The following is a 16,864-nucleotide window of genomic DNA, read 5'->3' as shown; positions in this document are numbered from 1 at the left end:
GGAAAAGCTCATCTGGCTCATGGGAGGCACGGATCAGGTGTTCAGGCGATTTTCGCATACCCGGGGCTTGTTCGGAGATTCCTTAGGGATCACATCAGATTCATCCAACTTCGAAGCGAACATGCTGACAGCCTCTACAGCATCGCTGGTGCCTGTACGGATTTGCAGAATCACCATACCTGTTTGGTCTGCAAGGGACGCTCCACGTCGCGCGCCATCATGAGTGGCATTCATACTGAGTACGGCATCCCTGGTCTCGGCCAAAATTTTGCTAATCATCTCAGCAATCTCTGTCGTGGAACGACTGGTGCGTCCAGCCAGCTGACGTACCTCATCGGCCACAACCGCGAAACCACGGCCCTGGTCGCCGGCTCGGGCTGCCTCGATCGCGGCGTTGAGCGCCAGTAGGTTGGTCTGATCCGCGATACCCCGTATCGTGTTGACGATGGCAGTGATTTGCTCTGAGCGATCTCCGAGCTGGCTGACCCATCGTGCAGAAGATTCAATATGATTTGCTATAAGGCGCATTTCTCTGGCAGTCTGCTGGATAATTTCGGCTCCCTGTTCAGCGACTTTTTCAGTTTCTGCAGAAATATGATAAGCACGGGAGGCACTGATGGAGTCCTTTTCAAATTTCTCTACCCGCTGCGTGATATCACTAGCAAATTTCACGATCTTGGTCAGCTTGCCTTCTGCGTCATAGACAGGATTGTAAGTCGCCTCCAGCCAGACGATGCCTCCATTCTTGCCAATACGCTTGAATTGGCCACTGAAGTACTCACCAGAGTTCAAGCGTAGTCAAAAATCTGCGTATTTATCATTGTTAACCCATTCAGCATCGCAGAAGAGCCGATGCTGTTTACCTCTGAGGTCATTGTAAACGTAGCCCATAGTGCTCAAAAAATGCTTGTTGGCATGAAGGATATTACCGTGTAGATCAAATTCGATGACCGCCATGGCACGATCCAGCGCCGCAAGCTTGCTGCTAGCTTCAGCCTCTTTGATGACCTTCTGAGTTACGTTCAAAGCATATTTGACGACCCTTGCTGACCTTTCCCTCCCGATCGAGGATTGGGTTGTAGCTGGCCTCAAGCCATACCGTCTGCCCCTTGGCGTCGACGCGCTGAAATGTTCCCGATACAAATTCACCTGAGCGCAGCTGGCTCCAGAACTTCTCATATTTCGGGCTACGGACGAGCACCGGTGTGCAGAAATCTCGGTGTGACATCTCTTTGATCTGATCCGCACGGTAACCCATGACTGAAAGGAAATTGTCATTCGCGCGAATCACCTTCCCATCGAGACCAAACTCAATAATAGCCATCGAACGATCCAATGCGGCAATTAGTCCTTTGTATTCAGTTACCTCTAAAGATTTTGATTCGAGTTCTTTTTTGAGCTTGGAATTAAACATGACGTATCCTCTTTTTAATCATCGCCGCAAGTGTGTTCGCTGTCCGTTTACAAGCCTTAAAGTATTGCAACCGATCCAAAGCAAACTGATACAAACGTAGTTGGAAATCCCACGTAGGACGGGTCTTTGTTGAGCTGGGTGATTGGCTAGCGGTTAAAACGCTCAACTAGTGAGTACTGGGTCATAGCTGTTTGAGTCAATTCCCTACTCAGTTCTGCCGAATGCTTCGCTTGTTCAGATGTTTGATCTGCCAGATTCGCGATGGTCGTGATGTTGCGGCTAATTTCCTCTGCAACGGCGGTTTGCTCTTCTGTCGCCGCAGCAATCTGGGTGGTCATATCAGTAATATGCGCTACGGCTTCACTGATACCTACCAATGCATTGTCTACCTCAAGCACCCGGGCGACTCCCTCTTCGGCCTGACGATGTCCTATTTCCATGGTCTTCACGGCATTGTTGGACGAGATTTGCAGTTTAGATATCAGGCTATGGATCTGGGTGGTTGACTCAGTAGTGCGCTGTGCCAACTGACGCACTTCATCCGCGACTACAGCGAAGCCTCGACCCATGTCTCCAGCACGTGCGGCTTCGATTGCTGCATTCAAAGCAAGTAAGTTGGTTTGATCGGCAATGCCTTTGATGAAGTCGACAACCGTCCCGATTTCATTGCTGTCTTTGGCTAATTGCGCGACCGCCTGCCCCGTCTCACCCACGACGACGGAGAGGCGCTGGATGGCTTCTCGGGCGTCTCGGGCTACATCACGTCCACGTCCTGTCAATACATTCGCTTCCTGGGTAGCATCAGCGGTTCGTTGGACGTGGCTCGCGACCTCTTGTGTGGTCGCTGCCATCTGATTTACGGCGGTTGACACTTGCTCAGTCTCGACTCGTTGGCGTTCAAGTCCGCGCGAACTGTCAGAGGCAAGGCTGTCAGATCTTCCGGCCAGGCCCGTGAGTTGCTCTGCAGTGTCTTGTAACCGAGTCAGGCAAGTCTTGAGGCGCGATATCTGGCTCACAAACGCGGTTTCAAGGCGTGCTTGAGGGCCGCGCTCATCGCTATACATTTTGGCGATCAACTGGTCATAGGTTGTGTCGTCAGCCATTTTTAGTAGCTGCAGCGCCCTTTGGTTTTGCCGGCGTGAGACAATCAATCCGATAGTAACCGATGCCCCTACCGCTAAGATCAGCGCCATAGTAGTACTGAATAAGAGTCCCCCCAGGGTGCCAACCAGCCCCATCGTCAGGAACGGCAGCCATTCCATGAAGACGGGTTGCCATTTATCATTGCTGGAAACGGCTGATTTTCCTAGGCTTATGCGCTTGTAGACGCCTTCGGCACGGCGGATTTGCTCGGTTGTAGGTTTGACTCTAACCGATTCATAACCAATTACTTGGCTGCCTTCGAAAATTGGGGTGACGTAGGCATTGACCCAATAATGGTCGCCATTGCGGGATCGGTTCTTGACGATTCCCATCCAAGGTTTGCCTTGCTTTAGAGCGCCCCACATATGGTCAAATATAGCGGAGGGTACATCAGGGTGTCGAACAATATTTTGAGGCGCTCCTATCAGATCTGACATGTTGAAACCGCTGATTTCGACAAAGGCATCATTGCAGTACGTAATGACGCCTCTTGCGTCCGTGGTGGAGATGAGTTTTTGATGCGATCCCAAGGTTATCTCGCGTTGGGTAACCGGTTGATTATTTCTCATCTTTGTTGCTCCTATTTCCTATGCCTATGACCCAAGTCATAGGCATAGGTATCGGCAGCTATGATGAAAAGTTTAGTAATATTGCCATAAGGATGCGCTGCGCGCCGGATAGTGCACTTCTGGGCCGCAACCGATTCAAAAGTGGAACGAAAGTCCCAATGCGGCGCTAACCGTTTGGTTGGCGATTGGGTAAGGAACGCTAGGAGATTAAACAGACCAAGAATTGGTTTAGATCATGAAACTCGGCTTGCATCATGTGCAGGCCGCTCATAACGGTATTTCTGTTAAACCGCACGGCTAGTTTTAGATAGTGGCTTATGGCAATGAATGAGCAGGTTTTTGTCAGTTTTGCACGGCGAAAAAAACTTCAGAGGTGCAGGTTGTACTCCCTGCAGAGGTCCAGAACTTATGAGAGGAAAGTGCGGTGATTGCCTCCGACATACGTATTGATCGTTATGCGCAAGGTGACGAGCAAAGCATCGTCGAGATGATCGTGCCTATTCAGAGGGAAGAGTTTGGCATCAACATCTCGGCGCAGGATCAACCCGATCTGATGGCGATCCAGACGTTCTATCAGACCGGCGCGGGGGATTTTTGGGTGGCAAGGTGTGAGGGGGAAGTGATTGGCTCGATCGGCCTAAAGAATATCGGCAACAGTGAGGCGGCATTGCGCAAGATGTTTGTTGCCGCGCCTTGGCGCGGCCGTAAGTACGGTGTAGCACGGCAGTTGTTGGAATGCTTGCTCGATGCTGCTCAGCGCCGAGGACTGCAGCGGATCTATCTTGGGACGACGGCGAATTTTCTCGCGGCCCATCGATTTTATGAAAAGCACGGATTCGAGCTTGTTGAGAAGAATGCGTTGCCAGCGAGCTTTCCGCTGATGGCGGTAGATACGCGATTTTACGTATTGCGTTGCCAGCGCTGAGCTTTGCTTTCGAAGAGCCGAATATGTTCTGTCGGGCCCGCACATGGCCTGCTTCACCAGGTTCGGCCGCCGCCATCATTTTTCGATGCAATTGGCCGGATCGAACAGCACCCATTCGTCTTTGTCCATCGTCTGGATTGCTCGCAGCGAGCCGTTCGTAACTCCAGTCGGTATTCTTCGACAGCATCGCGAATGTCGACCCACCCGGTCAGCAATCAAAGTGACTCCGCAGCAATTGAGCTTCATGGCCTGAAGATTGGTTGATCACAGATCGGGGATTCGCCACTCACCTCTAGGCCTCAGTGTGGACTAAACACTATGCCGCCATTGCCGGAGCGGGTGAGGTGATTCAAAGAGACGGAACTTAGGAACCTGGGGATTTTCCGAATAAGGGAACTTCGTCACATTCCGGGAAAGGAACCGCCCATGCCACACTCCGCTCATTATCGAATCGACTACGTGCACAATGGTGCCGACAAGAGCTTTTACGTCAGCGCTGAAACCATGAGCAATGCTGAGGCCTGGCACTGGGCTGCAGTGGATTCGGGGGTTGCGCAGATCCCCGAAATATCGCCGAGACAGGATCCAGATCGTTAGCAAGCCACTCGCCGAGCGGCACGGTATTGTCCAGGTGCAGTGGTCGCACGCTTAGTGGTAAGCTCAGTCTCGCATGGTGTATCAATGCACCATTAGAGTAAGCTGGCGGGCTTTGACGGCTGCACTGAACAAGAACGAATAGTCATCTGACCCCGTTGGGCCCCTCCAGCACTTGCCTCACCTTCTTAGCCAGATCGATGGGCACGTAAGATTTGGATAACATCAAAATCCCCCCGCATCCGTAGGCTCTAGCGAGTTTTTGGAATAACCAGTTTTCAGCGGCACCTTTAGAGTGGGGTAAAAGCGCTTGGCTTCCCGGGCCAGCGTCACGCCTTTCATTCCACCAGGAATTGATCAGGTCGGTAAAAAGCAAATCAAATTGTTCTCCTTGAGAATGGCGAGTGCTTCCTTGTCGCTGTCGCGGTGCATACCAAGGCTATATTTAACCGCATTTCTTGCTCGCCACGTTTTGGGGGAGCGGGCAAAATCCATCATCGCGAGTATCGGCACTGCCTGGCTTTCTATCCATTAGCTGACTCCGTTGGGACCCTCCATGACTTGTCTGATTTTCTTTGCAAGGTCAGTCGGAATATAGGGCTTGGATATGACGTCGTAGTCAGTGCCACCTGTGTCGGTCCGCTCAAGCGAGTTCTCCGAAAATCCGGTTGTAAGCAAAATTTTCAGCGCAGGGTAAAGACGCTTGGCTTCCCGGGCCAGCATGATTCCATTCATGCCGCCTGGCATGATCAAGTCGGTAAACAGCAGGTCAAATGGACCGTCGTCTTTGAGAACGGTCAACGCCTCCTTGCCGCTGAGTGCGAGCGCGCAGGAATAGCCATATTCTTCCAATACCATTCTGGCCAGCTCCGCTACATCTGGACGATCTTCCACGACCAAAATGCGTTCATGGCCTGATCGTTCCAGAATTTGCTCCGCAGCCGTAAGCACATGCAGTTGACTATCATCCGCCGGAAAGTACATGCGGATCGTAGTGCCGATTCCCTCTTCGGAATAGATCCTCGCAGTGCCACCGGATTGCTTCATGAATCCGTACACCATGGACAAGCCAAGGCCAGAACCCTTGCCTTCCTCCTTGGTGGTAAAAAACGGGTCCATGACACGGTTGACGATGGCCGCTGGCATTCCGGAACCGTTGTCGGTAATCGCGACGCTCACGTAACGCCCGGGCATCAAACCGTCATATGAGGTCGAAGCCAGATCCTGGATCGCTACATTTTTGGTTTCGATAGTGAGCTGCCGATTTTCGGGTAAGGAGAGCGACTTCAGTCTGTGTCGGGTCTACCCTGCAGTTCCACAAGTCGTGCTCGAGTACCAATCTGATGTCGGTGTCCACCAATGTGCGTACAGCCATTTCCTGGGCAGAGGTGACGGTGGCGTTTAGATTGATCACTCTTCCCTGAAGCTTTTGCTTGCGAGAGAACGCGAGGAGTTGTTGAGTCAACGTTTTCGCACGCTCCGCCGCGTCTCGGGCATTTCCAGCGCTGCGTAATATTCGTTGCGGGTCGTATTGAGGTTTGTCGGCCGTGCGCTGGATCATGTCCAGGTAGCCGATCATCACCTGCAGCAGGTTGTTGAAGTCATGCGCGATGCCGCCTGTAAGCTGTCCCAGAGCTTCCATTTTTTGTGCCTGCCTGAGTCCATCTTCCGCATCACGGCGGCGGCTTACGTCCAGCTGGGAGGCAAAAAAATAAATCAGTTCGCCAGCATCGTTGTACACAGGGGAGATAAACAACGCGTTCCAAAAGCTTGAGCCATCCTTTTTGTAGTTGACCAACTCGACGGCGATCTCGCTCTGTGAGTCGATCGCCTGGCGTACCTGCCGCATCACTTCTCGATCAGTTTCCGGACCCTGCAAAAACCTACAATTGGACCCCACAATCTCATCGCGGCGGTAGCCAGTCATGTCAATGAAAGCATTGTTCGCGAAGATAATGGGGTTATGTGGCTTTGAGCGGATGGAATATCGCTCGGCGCACAGACTGGGTAGTCAGATTGCGTTAGTTCGTAAAAACCCTCGCCATAAACCAATGATCGACGCATTTGGCGAACCTGATCACACAAGGTTTGCGCGCTCACACGCTCACTGCCGACGTCTAGTTCCACGCCTACATTATCATCCACCGCGCAAGCGATCCAGCGTGATTCCGTGACCCTTGCCACCGCCGCGAATCGCAAGCCAGTAGTGGCCTTGACCATCCTCAGAATCAGCGGAATGCTCTCCATCTGTCTGATTGAATCAATGTTAATCGGAAAGCTTGAGTTTGGCATCCGAGCAGAGGTCCTGGTCTGAGTAAGGAGCGTCGTATATCTGTATGAGTATACAGCGCCTTATCACTCAAGTGGATAGCCTTGCTAGGCACATAGGTAGATGAAGCCGAAATTTGGGCTAGCCGAGGAAAATATCCGACCAAATGGGTGTCAACTCGCATTTTCAATCGAATTCATTCTTAGGGAATCTCCGAACAAGTCCCGGGTATGCGAAAATCGCCTGAACACCTGATCCGAGCCTCCCATGAGCTAGATGAGCTTTTCCGACTTCGAGTACGCCGGCAAGCGCAAGCAAACCCGCCGCGAACGCTTCCTTGCCGAGATGGATCAGGTCGTGCCCTGGGCAGGTCTGCTCGGCCTGATCGAGCCGTTCTACCCCAAGGCCGGTGGCGGTCGAAAACCTTACCCACTGGAAACCATGCTGCGCATTCACCTGCTGCAGAACTGGTTCTCCCTCAGCGATCCGGCCATGGAAGAAGCGCTCTACGAAATCACGCCCATGCGTCAGTTCGCGCATCTGACACTGAGCGCGCCGATCCCTGAAGACACCACGATCATGAACTTCCGGCACTTGCTGGAGAAGCATCAATTGGCACCTGCCATCCTCGCGGTCATCAACGGTTATTTGCAGGAAAAAGGCCTGTCGCTGCGCCAGGGAACCATCGTCGACGCGACCATTATTCATGCCCCAAGCTCGACCAAGAACAAAGACGGCGAGCGGGATCCCGAGATGCATCAGACCAAGAAGCATCGCCGACGTTGCCGACGAAGACACGGAAGAAGAGGTCGTCGCACCCGCCAAGCGCCGTGGCAAACGCAAGCCGCTACCTGCTGATCTGCCGCGTATCGAGGTCATCCACGAACTGCCAGAGCACGAACTGACCTGTGTCTGCGGTTGCCGCAAGCATGTCATCAGCGAAGAAACCAGCGAGCAGCTTGAAATCGTGCCGATGCAGATCCGCGTGATCAAACACATCCGCAAAGTCTACGGTTGCCGCGACTGTGAGACCGCACCGGTCACTGCGGACAAACCCGCTCAGCTGATTGAAAAAAGCATGGCCAGTCCGAGCGTTCTGGCGATGCTGCTGACCACCAAATATGTAGACGGTTTGCCGCTTCACCGCTTTGAAAAAGTACTGAGCCGCCACGGTATCGATATCCCTCGCCAGACCTTGGCACGCTGGGTTATCCAGTGCGGCGAGCACTTCCAGCCGCTGCTGAATTTAATGCGCGACAGCCTGCTGTCCAGTCGCGTCATCCACTGCGATGAAACGCGGGTGCAGGTGCTAAAAGAACCTGACCGCCAGCCAAGTAGCCAGTCGTGGATGTGGGTGCAAACCGGCGGCCCGCCGGACAGACCAGTAATCCTTTTTGACTACTCCACCAGCCGAGCGCAGGAAGTGCCTACACGCCTGCTCGATGGCTATCGTGGCTACGTCATGACTGATGATTATGCCGGTTACAATGCACTGGGCGCCCAAGCTGGAGTAGAGCGTTTAGGGTGCTGGGCCCATGCGCGTCGCAAGTTCGTTGAAGCACAGAAAGTGCAGCCCAAAGGTAAAACGGGGCGCGCGGATATCGCGCTGAATCTGATCAACAAGCTTTACGGCATCGAACGCGACCTAAAGGCTTGCGGCGACGCTGAACGTAAGATCGGTCGTCACGAACAAAGCCTGCCAATACTGGCTCAGTTGAAAAGTTGGATCGAAAAGACGCTGCCACAGGTCACGGCTCAGAACGCCTTGGGCAAAGCCATCAGTTACCTCGCCAGTAACAGGAGCAAGCTGGAGCGATATGTCGAGGAAGGCTACCTGCCAATAGACAACAATGCCGCTGAACGCGCGATCCGCCCCTTCGTGATCGGGAGAAAAAACTGGCTGTTTAGCGACACGCCCAAGGGCGCGAAGGCCAGTGCACAACTTTACAGCCTGGTCGAAACTGCCAAAGCCAACGGCCAAGAGCCCTATGCGTGGCTGCGCCACGCACTGGAAGGCCTGCCAACGGCGACATCGGTTGAAGATTACGAAGCCTTGCTGCCGTGGAACTGCTCCCCCGTATCGCCTAGCTGAGCGCGCCAGCCATATTAAGACCGGTGGGGTTTATGGAGCGCTTACGATTTATCACCCAGAGGCAGCGAGATGATCACCATCTCTTCTGATGCTCGCCTTGGTACCGTTTTTACCGGAACGAAAGCCGGCAAGGTTGCAGGCGATTGATCCCGGTAAGTTGGTAGCCACTTGCGGATCACGTTGGCGTTGATGCCGTGATGGATGGCTACGCTGGAAATTGGCGCTCCGGGTTGCAGACATTCCTGGACGACCTGGGCTTTGAATGGTTTCGGATAAGAGCTTCGTTGGCGCATGGAAATCCTTGCGATAAGGGCGATCGCGTCCGCTTAAAAATACGCGGACAACATCGCCCTTAATGCTGGAGTTCGGTAAGTGACTTCGCCGGACGGTTACTCTTAAACGACGTCAAACTGGTTCTATCGGCGAATATGTGCTGCGGTTACGGCCTCCCTGCTTGGAGCGGTAAAGCGCATGGTCAGCTCTCTGTAGAGTACTTTCAAACGTCACGTCACCTGTCCGATAAGGAGCTATACCTATACTGAGCGTTACGACTAGCTGTTGGTCACCTATGCTGAAAGGCTCCTCCGCAACCCGCTTCCTAAGTCGCTCGGCTAGTCCCTCCGCCTCGTCGCCAACGGCTTCAGGTAAAACGATCAGAAACTCTTCTCCTCCCCATCGGATGGCGCTGTCATGCTTGCGTACCGTACTCGCCAAGCGCCCAGCAATCGAAGTTAATACCGTGTCCCCTGCTTCATGCCCTAGGGCGTCATTGATCCGTTTGAAATGATCAACGTCTGCAATCAAGACGCTATAGCACTTAACACCCCCAGTACTGGCACGTGTATGGAGTCTGCTTAATATCCGGTGGCCTGCCCTACGATTGCCGAGCCCTGTTAAAGAATCAGTTTCTGCTTGATGCTGCAAATCCAGTGACGATCGCTCGCCGATCATCGCGATATAACCGAAGTAAACGAGTACGCTCCCTACTTGGTCGAACGCTAGAGACATGGCCGCAGCAGTGTGCGCATTCACCCCTACCCCGGCCACAATTATCAGGCTCGCTGAAAGCACCAATATCAGTACGTAACCCGCGAAAGCAAGTCCCACAATGTATTGGGAATACAGTCGGCGATCAGGAAAGTTGATTATCTCGTACACCACAAGCGCCGCTAGAAAAGCCGCGCTCAAGTGCATGAGAGGTATTATCGCTCTCGTGGGGAGACCTATTTGCTTAGCAAGGATACAAAGCGCTGAGGGAAGTACGATTAGGAACAGTAACGTTAGAAAATTTACTGAGCGGCCATAGAACGCCCTCAAACCAATCCAGGAAAAGACAAGACTGGCCATGAATAGCATCAATATTAGCGGCGGTAATGCTGATAGCTCGGCTTGAGATATGCTCAGCATACTTCCGACACCTGAACTCAGCAAAGCTACGATCCAGTACCTAAGGTATGTAGCTCGCGGCTTACTGAACAACAGCACTCCAAATATCGATAAAATTGCTATGCGGCTGATAGAGCTGCTGAAATACAGTGTATGGAGGTCAAGCATTAGCTCATCTCAGTAAATTGAACCCGATCCCAATGGCAGCTGGGGTACCTAACTCGTCAAGTCAGAATCGGAATCCCAGCCCTGCGCCTACTACAAGTGTATTCATGGAAACCACGCTGTTAAATCCTTGACCCTCAAAGCTGTACTCCGGACTGATCAGGTAATGCAGGCTGGTGCTGAGCATCCAGCAACGATTCAAATGGTAATCGAGTCCGATATCCAAAATTCCACTAGAGATCGGCTTTACCTCAAACTCGGGAATGCCAGGCGCGCTTTGAACCTCGCGGGTCCAGGCGCGATTGATTCCTACCCCAAGATAAGGACTAAACTGCGCCCTAGGGTACAGGTGATACTGCAGCGTCAGTGAGAATGCGTTAGTAGATATCTTGCCGATTGCGAAATCCCCCATTTCCGACCCTTTGATACGGTAGTTTCGCTCAAACGGTCCACCCTCAAACTCAAGCGCCCAATGCTCCGTAAAAAAATAGCTAAGATCCACGCCCGGCATATGCTTTCTTGGCGTCTCTACCCTCCCACCAATGGTGGAAATTTCTGATGTCAGACGCACGGGAATCACTTCCAATACCATCACTCGAACAAGCCATCGATAGGGCAAGACTTCTGGCTCCTCTTGTGAAACCGTTACTGCGGATTCCGCAACCTCAACTACTGACAGCCCCGCAACAAGCACGATGACCCAAGTGAACCGCGACAATAGACGATACATGATAGCGTTCCCTCGCATGGACAGGCAGTTTATTGACGTCAATTCTCAGTCTCATAATAATAGCTCATTGATATCACAAATGCTACATCCCACGACCCACTATCGACTTCACCTCGTCACCTATCTTGTGACTGGTCCAATCACATCCTTCCGACTCTCCATCGTTTTACAACCACATTTTCAGCCACCTGAGTCTGGGTTACCGCTCATCGAATAATTACCGAGCATCAGCCTAAACTTCAGGCTGCCTTGGCTGTTAGCTCATTCATATTTCCATTCGCGCGTATGCAGCTTTTCTTGAAGCACGAACTTGCGCAGATACTCTCCGGCGATTCCCACCACATTGCCGAACATCGCATCCGGTGCAGCTCGGTTTTCTCGACCTTCTGCCTCATCTGTTTTTCGGTACACTACTCAATAGTGACTAGCGACAGATTGGTAACCACGCTGCCGTTGCGCATGTAACGGGCGTTCGGATCCTGGCCACTCGTCCACGAGGATGACCCAGCTTACTCCACGTGCCATGAGGTCGCTCCATTTCAGAGATGAGAGTATTCGCGCCGGCTGGAACCAGGCGGCGTGAACGATGGTGCTTTGTGTTAGATCAGGGCTGCGCCTGTCGGGAGATCATGGGGGCCGGAAAAAGCTCCGATGGTTCTGGTGGGGTGCCGGCACGAAGCAGCAAGCGGCCTTATTCGTGAATTCCGCAGAGTATCCGCCAGCGCGCGCCCGTTGTTTCCCGATAGCTCGTAAAACGAGCGATGTGGGGGTGCCAGCATAATTCGTACTGCAGATCGCAATGCCCTTGGTGACTGGCAGGAACTCAGCTTAAGACGTTGCGGGCGCCGCGTGGATGAAGGCAATTCACCGACGCAGCGCATAAGGGGTCCAACATTGTTCATCGTCTGTCTGCGTTACTGTCATTACTGTGAAGTACGTTTGCTCTCTTCAGGCTTGATCGCCGATAATGTGTTGCCCGCTGTATGTGCATCAAGACGCCTGAAAGCGAACGGCAACGGCTTCCATTCTTCCTCCAGCTCGTCCAGAGCCGGGTCGATCAGCACCAGGTTCCGCGAATCGGTCCCAGCTGGCTTAGCGTCGATGTCGAGAAGAATCTGCTGGATCCTGCGCGTGAGTAACTGCGGCGGACTTTCTCCGGCGCTGTAGCCAGCAGCCCGTTCATGGACCGCGGAGCGACCTCGCGGAAGCAGTTAATGCAGATGTTTTCTTCGGAAAGTTCGTCGACATCGTGGATGAACAGCGAGCTGCCCCGAATCACCTCGCCCTTGAACAGAGTGATATTTTCGCCTGCCATCAGTCTTTGCACCTCCTCCACATTGACTTTGTTGTGCTCGCGCAGGTTCAAGGAATTTGACTCCTGCCAAGTGCTCCCCAGTACGCCTGCTTGGCGCACCGTACCTCTGACCCCAGACACGACCCCCTTATCCGGCATCAGCTGCAGAATCTCCAGGGGGTCCATAATCTTGCCGTTGATCCGCGTGCCTATATTCGCAATCAGGGTCCAGATCTTGTCACCGGCCGCGGACTAGCGCTGAGCTTCCTGGCCAGCGCACACCAGCCAGACGCCTAGACAGCGCACCTGCGTGGCCAGCTCGCCGAGCTTGTCAGTGTAAACCGCACCTACCTCATAGTTGACCCAAAGGTCGGCAGCCCTCATTTAGTTCCAGTAATTGGTTGTTAGGTGCCCCATGATCTACTTTAAGGCTATCAACCCCCCTGATCACATTGAAGATGAACACCAAACCAAGGCGGGGGAGACAAAACCCACATAGACAACAAAAACAACCACATCAATGCGCCGGCGACATAGAAAGTCCAGGTGAGCTCGCTTTTCGACAACGTCACGAACGCGGGCAGGCAAATCAGCGCGAGCACGGAGATAACGACCTTACGAGAGCCTTACAACTGTCCCGTTTCTTGCGCCGGACCGCATATTTGCAACTTGCTGGCGAAAAAATACCTGCCTAAACCTTTAAATTTCGTGTGCAGCCGCGAAGATGCGCTGAAGCACTTGGGCAGTCCAGTATTCTCCAAGTCACCTCTTCAATGGATCGCTTTGGAAATGTTCGCTTGGCATATATACCAGCTTAAGGATAGCTTCGATCCAGAAGCAACGCCTGGTGCATGAGTTTATCGCCTCTCATCGAAAACGACACTGATCGCAGCTGATTGCAACACTTTGCCAATCTGTTGCGTGGTGTTGTATCTTCACCCGTCGTTGATCTTCCTGCTTTGGCTATGCACCGATGTCCTGATCTGAACTCTACGCCGGTCACTGCTTCATCGCTGCAATAGCGCTATCAAACCTCCGCTTAAATATGCTACTGACCTATCGCTGATGCTGGGGTTGATGTGGGCTGACGAGATCGGATCTGGTACAGCGGTGTACATCATCGCGGTGACCCCGTACTTCAGGTGTTAGCGTGTACCTCTACCGTAAGCAGGGACGGTGCGATTGCTATGAGAAACCAAGGCATCCCTCGTTACGCGTTCACACAAATTTCATTGACTGATATACCTTTAAAACTTTCGACCCTGTTCCAACCTGAGCCTACGCTGAGAACTTTATACTTCAGGCTCCCCCATACTTGAACGGATTATGCGTACTGCTCTTTCACCTTAGCGCTAATCTAATTAACGCATATGCAGCTGAGGCGCAAAGTGCCTCATTAAGCTAAGAATGACTTGCTGATCAGTCTACTAAATCGTTCTGGGGTTTTTCCTATTCTCAATGCACTATTAAATCATCAATTCCAAAGTTCTCATTGAGTCGTGGTACTTTATCTGTACTTGAATGGTTTCAAAGGCATCAATGACCGCTGCGGCCATGCTACGGGTGACGAAGCGATAACTCTCTTTTTCAAACGTATTGAAAAGCAATCTCATGATTACTGATTCCGCCGCTCGCATAGGTGGAGATGAATCCATAGTGGTTCTGCAAGAATCATGGGAAGCATTTACTTCTCAGATCGCTGGACGCATCATCAGCTCTTTAGGGAATCTCCGAACAAGTGCCCAAATGTGATGAAATACGCCTGACCACCTGATCCGAGCCGCCCATGAGCCAGATGAGCTTTTCCGATTTCGAATATGCCGGCCATCGCAAGCAGACACGCCGCGAATGCTTCCTCGCCGAGATGGATCAGGTCGTGCCCTGGACAGGCCTGCTGGGCCTGATCGAGCCGTTCTATCCGAAGGCCGGCGGTGGCAGAACATTATCCTCTGGAAACCATGCTGCGCATTCATCTGCTGCAAAACTGGTTCTCCCTGAGCGACCCGGCCATGGGGTAGAACGGCTCGATCAGGCCGAGCAGACCTGCCCAGGGCACGACCTGATCCATCTCGGCAAGGAAGCGTTCGCGGCGGGTTTGCTTGCGCTTGCCGGCGTACTCGAAGTCGGAAAGGCTCATCTGCTCATGGGAGGCTCGGATCAGGTGTTCAGGCGATTTTCGCATACCCGGGACTTGTTCGGAGATTCCCTAGGGTTTGTCTGAAAAGTCGCTTTCGCTAGAATGATGCCCTCTGGTTGCCAGGAGAGCCGTCATGACAGGCCGTTATGAAATTTCATCTGAGCATTGGGTGATCATTGAAGCCATTGTTTCCCCTCCCCAACCCATGGGGCGGCCAAGGCGCGATGATCGTCAGATGCTTGATGGAATCTTCTGGATTTTGTGCTCTGGCGCCAAATGGCGGGATCTTCCAGAACGTTTTGGCCCTTGGAAGACCGTTTACCAGCGCTTCAGGCAATGGCATGACAACGGTACGTTCGTGCAGGTTCTGCGCCACCTTCATCTTCGTTTGCGAGAAGACGGGTTCATCGATCTGGATACCTGGATGGTCGATTCCACATCAATCCGGGCGACCCGGGCTGCCAGCGGTGCTGGAAAAAAAAGGGCCCGCGGGAACCGCAACACCACTGTCTCGGCCGAAGCAGGGGCGGACTGACCACCAAAATACACCTCGCCTGCGACAGTCATGGCTTCCCGCTGGCCATTATGCTGTCGCCCGGCGAGCAGGCTGACTCGCGCTACTTCATGCCGTTGCTGGATCAGATCAGCCTTCCTGGCAGCAGGGGTCGCCCGCGCACGCGTTGCCGTTATGTGCTTGCCGACAAGGGTTATGACAGCCAGGTTATACGTCAGTACTGCGACCGCTACGGCATGCAGCCGGTGATTCCGCTGCGCAAGATGCATCGCAAGCCTCGACCCGGCCTGCCTGGGCTGTTTGACAGGCCTCAGTACAAAAAACGCAACGTTATTGAACGGGTGTTCAGCTGGCTTAAGGAAAACCGTCGGATCTGTACGCGTTACGACAAACTGGCCAGCAGCTTTAAAGCCATGGTCACACTGGCCCGCATCGAAAGATGCTTGCGGGCTGACTTTTCAGACAAACCCTAGAATTATTGAGCGACCCCTGCAGACCAATTAACTATATTAGTACATGAGTGAATTAGTTATAACCCCTTACAGTAGATTCTGATTGCCACGATATCGAAATATTCAAAGAAATTTTAGCTGATAGCATTTTGCGAAATACCCATCAGTACGACCTATCCACTCGTATCCGGGTTTTTAAGGTACGCCTCAATTCACCATAGCAGTTGTTTCTATCATTTAGCACTGACCTTCAGCAGCAGGATCGCACATGCTTGTTACCGAGATCATTATACCATCAACCCAGACAAATACAGGCAAATACGGGCAAATACGGGCAAATACGGGCAGATGAAAGTTCACCCCACTTATCGCACTTTTCTACCTGCGTCTAAGTGCTGTCAAGGATGCAAAAAATCTGGCGGCAGCGCGTTAATCAAGCCAAATAGCTGCCTCCACCACGAGTAAATATATATATACAGCGCTGACTATATTTTACAGGTCAGATGCGCTATGATGAGAGATATCCGAAACTAAAAAAAGAACTGGTCTAAAATTGCGCTTTCTATGCTGTATCAGGGCTAGCCGGTGAAGCTCGCTCAGTTGCTTTCTCAGGTACACGGCGGACACCTCAAGCTCTTTAAGGGCTTCAATTATTTCCGGCGTATATGCACCCTGCGCAGCCAGTTCCTGGATACCTTGGAGTGCCTTAATGAGATCGTCGGCCATTAAACGGAATGAATCTTTTTGCACTGCGAATTCCTTTTGGGCTAGGGGAGTGCGGCATGGCGCATCGCGCGACTAATGACCGTCAATGATTTCCATCGGCAGGCTCCGTAGGAACTTTGATTATTCACGCTAGACGGTAACCGTTAGTCGTCACGTAAGGCAGTCCGATGAGTTTTTGCTGCATACGATGCGTGCTTATCCTGTCGACGATCCTGTGCTGTGGGAAAGTCGTGCATCAATGATCGATCAGGTCCTGGTCGACGGCGTGGCGCCCGATTCAATAATTCTTTCTGTAGGTGGTGATGGGGCTTATCGCAGGCGTTGATGGATCGACTGCGACGGAATGGGCTAACCCAGGTCCTAGGGTTTGTCCTGAAAAGTCGCTTTCGCTAGAATGATGCCCTCTGGTTGCCAGGAGAGCCGTCATGACAGGCGGTTATGAAATTTCATCTGA

At 52.5% G+C, this 16,864-nt stretch carries 14 protein-coding genes and 7 pseudogenes; 8 read left to right on the top strand and 13 right to left on the bottom strand.

All coding sequences use genetic code 11. The features are described from left to right. Window positions 1-33: 33 nt before the first annotated feature. The 4 genes and pseudogenes from IFT47_RS28450 to IFT47_RS27050 form a co-directional block, all read right to left on the bottom strand. Window positions 34-672 carry a methyl-accepting chemotaxis protein gene (locus IFT47_RS28450; RefSeq protein WP_407073278.1) on the bottom strand — a complete coding sequence of 213 codons (639 nt, stop codon included), beginning with the start codon at window positions 670-672 and terminating at the stop codon, window positions 34-36. Window positions 673-696: 24 nt separating this feature from the next. After that, window positions 697-792: pseudogene (locus IFT47_RS28445) on the bottom strand (PAS domain-containing protein); the annotation flags it as partial. Window positions 793-991: 199 nt separating this feature from the next. Next, the gene (locus IFT47_RS28440) at window positions 992-1,414 is read right to left on the bottom strand and encodes a PAS domain-containing protein (RefSeq protein ID WP_244656099.1); all 423 of its coding nucleotides are present in this window, start codon (window positions 1,412-1,414) and stop codon (window positions 992-994) included. Window positions 1,415-1,560: 146 nt separating this feature from the next. After that, window positions 1,561-3,126, bottom strand: coding sequence for a methyl-accepting chemotaxis protein (locus tag IFT47_RS27050; RefSeq protein ID WP_192175163.1), 1,566 nt, complete (start codon window positions 3,124-3,126; stop codon window positions 1,561-1,563). A 424-nt stretch (window positions 3,127-3,550) separates the two neighbouring features. Here IFT47_RS27050 and IFT47_RS27045 point away from each other — a divergent pair, with 424 nt between their 5' ends. From IFT47_RS27045 to IFT47_RS28435, 3 genes are all read left to right on the top strand, one after another. Next, window positions 3,551-4,051 (top strand): GNAT family N-acetyltransferase, encoded by a 501-nt coding sequence (locus IFT47_RS27045; protein WP_192175162.1) that lies wholly within the window; start codon window positions 3,551-3,553, stop codon window positions 4,049-4,051. Window positions 4,052-4,477: 426 nt separating this feature from the next. Continuing rightward, window positions 4,478-4,648, top strand: a complete 171-nt coding sequence (locus tag IFT47_RS27040) for a DUF6555 family protein (protein WP_407073276.1) — start codon at window positions 4,478-4,480, stop codon at window positions 4,646-4,648. Continuing rightward, on the top strand, window positions 4,602-4,703 hold the full coding sequence (locus IFT47_RS28435; RefSeq protein WP_407073275.1) for a DUF6555 family protein: 102 nt from the start codon (window positions 4,602-4,604) through the stop codon (window positions 4,701-4,703). The genes IFT47_RS27040 and IFT47_RS28435 overlap by 47 nt, the downstream gene beginning before the upstream one ends. A 473-nt stretch (window positions 4,704-5,176) precedes the next feature. Here the strand turns inward: IFT47_RS28435 and IFT47_RS27035 are convergent. Further along, a pseudogene (locus IFT47_RS27035) lies at window positions 5,177-6,647 on the bottom strand (histidine kinase famiy protein). Between the two features lie 543 nt (window positions 6,648-7,190). On the opposite strand from IFT47_RS27035, the pseudogene IFT47_RS27030 reads away from it, so the two are divergent. After that, a pseudogene (locus tag IFT47_RS27030) lies at window positions 7,191-7,685 on the top strand (IS5 family transposase); the annotation flags it as partial. A 16-nt stretch (window positions 7,686-7,701) separates the two neighbouring features. Further along, window positions 7,702-9,006: pseudogene (gene tnpC, locus IFT47_RS27025) on the top strand (IS66 family transposase); the annotation flags it as partial. Window positions 9,007-9,047: 41 nt separating this feature from the next. Here tnpC and tnpA read toward each other — a convergent pair. The 6 genes and pseudogenes from tnpA to IFT47_RS27000 all read right to left on the bottom strand — a co-directional run bounded on the left by tnpA (window position 9,048) and on the right by IFT47_RS27000 (window position 12,653). Continuing rightward, window positions 9,048-9,299 (bottom strand): IS66-like element accessory protein TnpA, encoded by a 252-nt coding sequence (gene tnpA / locus IFT47_RS27020; RefSeq protein WP_192175148.1) that lies wholly within the window; start codon window positions 9,297-9,299, stop codon window positions 9,048-9,050. A 112-nt stretch (window positions 9,300-9,411) separates the two neighbouring features. Then, window positions 9,412-10,413 (bottom strand): GGDEF domain-containing protein, encoded by a 1,002-nt coding sequence (locus tag IFT47_RS27015; RefSeq protein ID WP_192175149.1) that lies wholly within the window; start codon window positions 10,411-10,413, stop codon window positions 9,412-9,414. A 208-nt stretch (window positions 10,414-10,621) separates the two neighbouring features. Next, entirely contained in the window at window positions 10,622-11,287 is a 666-nt protein-coding gene (locus IFT47_RS27010) for an OmpW/AlkL family protein (RefSeq protein WP_192175150.1), read from the bottom strand. Window positions 11,288-11,557: 270 nt separating this feature from the next. Beyond that, window positions 11,558-11,812: pseudogene (locus tag IFT47_RS27810) on the bottom strand (single-stranded DNA-binding protein); the annotation flags it as partial. 398 nt (window positions 11,813-12,210) lie between these two features. Further along, a complete protein-coding gene (locus IFT47_RS27005; protein ID WP_192175151.1) occupies window positions 12,211-12,351 on the bottom strand; it encodes a hypothetical protein in 141 nt (46 codons plus the stop codon). Beyond that, on the bottom strand, window positions 12,345-12,653 hold the full coding sequence (locus IFT47_RS27000; RefSeq protein ID WP_192175152.1) for a hypothetical protein: 309 nt from the start codon (window positions 12,651-12,653) through the stop codon (window positions 12,345-12,347). The genes IFT47_RS27005 and IFT47_RS27000 overlap by 7 nt, the downstream gene beginning before the upstream one ends. A gap of 1,427 nt (window positions 12,654-14,080) precedes the next feature. On the opposite strand from IFT47_RS27000, the gene IFT47_RS28430 reads away from it, so the two are divergent. Both IFT47_RS28430 and IFT47_RS26990 read left to right on the top strand, forming a co-directional pair. Continuing rightward, a complete protein-coding gene (locus IFT47_RS28430) occupies window positions 14,081-14,203 on the top strand; it encodes a diguanylate cyclase domain-containing protein (protein WP_192175153.1) in 123 nt (40 codons plus the stop codon). A gap of 164 nt (window positions 14,204-14,367) precedes the next feature. Then, window positions 14,368-14,593, top strand: a pseudogene (locus IFT47_RS26990) (transposase); the annotation flags it as partial. Here IFT47_RS26990 and IFT47_RS26985 read toward each other — a convergent pair. Beyond that, window positions 14,593-14,718, bottom strand: a pseudogene (locus IFT47_RS26985) (IS5/IS1182 family transposase); the annotation flags it as partial. The pseudogenes IFT47_RS26990 and IFT47_RS26985 sit on opposite strands and share 1 nt — an antisense overlap. 133 nt (window positions 14,719-14,851) lie before the next feature. Here IFT47_RS26985 and IFT47_RS26980 point away from each other — a divergent pair. Then, a protein-coding gene (locus tag IFT47_RS26980) for an IS5 family transposase (RefSeq protein WP_192176552.1) occupies window positions 14,852-15,705 on the top strand; the annotation gives its coding sequence in 2 pieces (ribosomal slippage) (window positions 14,852-15,200 and window positions 15,200-15,705; 855 coding nt in all). Window positions 15,706-16,176: 471 nt separating this feature from the next. Here IFT47_RS26980 and IFT47_RS26975 read toward each other — a convergent pair. Next, window positions 16,177-16,434 carry a hypothetical protein gene (locus IFT47_RS26975; RefSeq protein WP_192175155.1) on the bottom strand — a complete coding sequence of 86 codons (258 nt, stop codon included), beginning with the start codon at window positions 16,432-16,434 and terminating at the stop codon, window positions 16,177-16,179. Window positions 16,435-16,864: the final 430 nt, after the last annotated feature.

Origin of the sequence: Pseudomonas sp. CFBP 13711, from assembly GCF_014842265.1 — a bacterium.
In the GTDB taxonomy this organism is placed as follows: Bacteria; Pseudomonadota; Gammaproteobacteria; order Pseudomonadales; family Pseudomonadaceae; genus Aquipseudomonas.
This window is presented reverse-complemented; position numbering and strand designations above follow the sequence as displayed.

Coding starts and splice junctions, on each gene's coding strand:
- IFT47_RS28440 (WP_244656099.1), bottom strand. CDS start 1,414: ATGTTTAATTCCAAGCTCAAAAAAGAACTCGAATCAAAATCTTTAGAG.
- IFT47_RS27050 (WP_192175163.1), bottom strand. CDS start 3,126: ATGAGAAATAATCAACCGGTTACCCAACGCGAGATAACCTTGGGATCG.
- IFT47_RS27040 (WP_407073276.1), top strand. CDS start 4,478: ATGCCACACTCCGCTCATTATCGAATCGACTACGTGCACAATGGTGCC.
- tnpA (WP_192175148.1), bottom strand. CDS start 9,299: ATGCGCCAACGAAGCTCTTATCCGAAACCATTCAAAGCCCAGGTCGTC.
- IFT47_RS27015 (WP_192175149.1), bottom strand. CDS start 10,413: ATGCTGAGCATATCTCAAGCCGAGCTATCAGCATTACCGCCGCTAATA.
- IFT47_RS27010 (WP_192175150.1), bottom strand. CDS start 11,287: ATGTATCGTCTATTGTCGCGGTTCACTTGGGTCATCGTGCTTGTTGCG.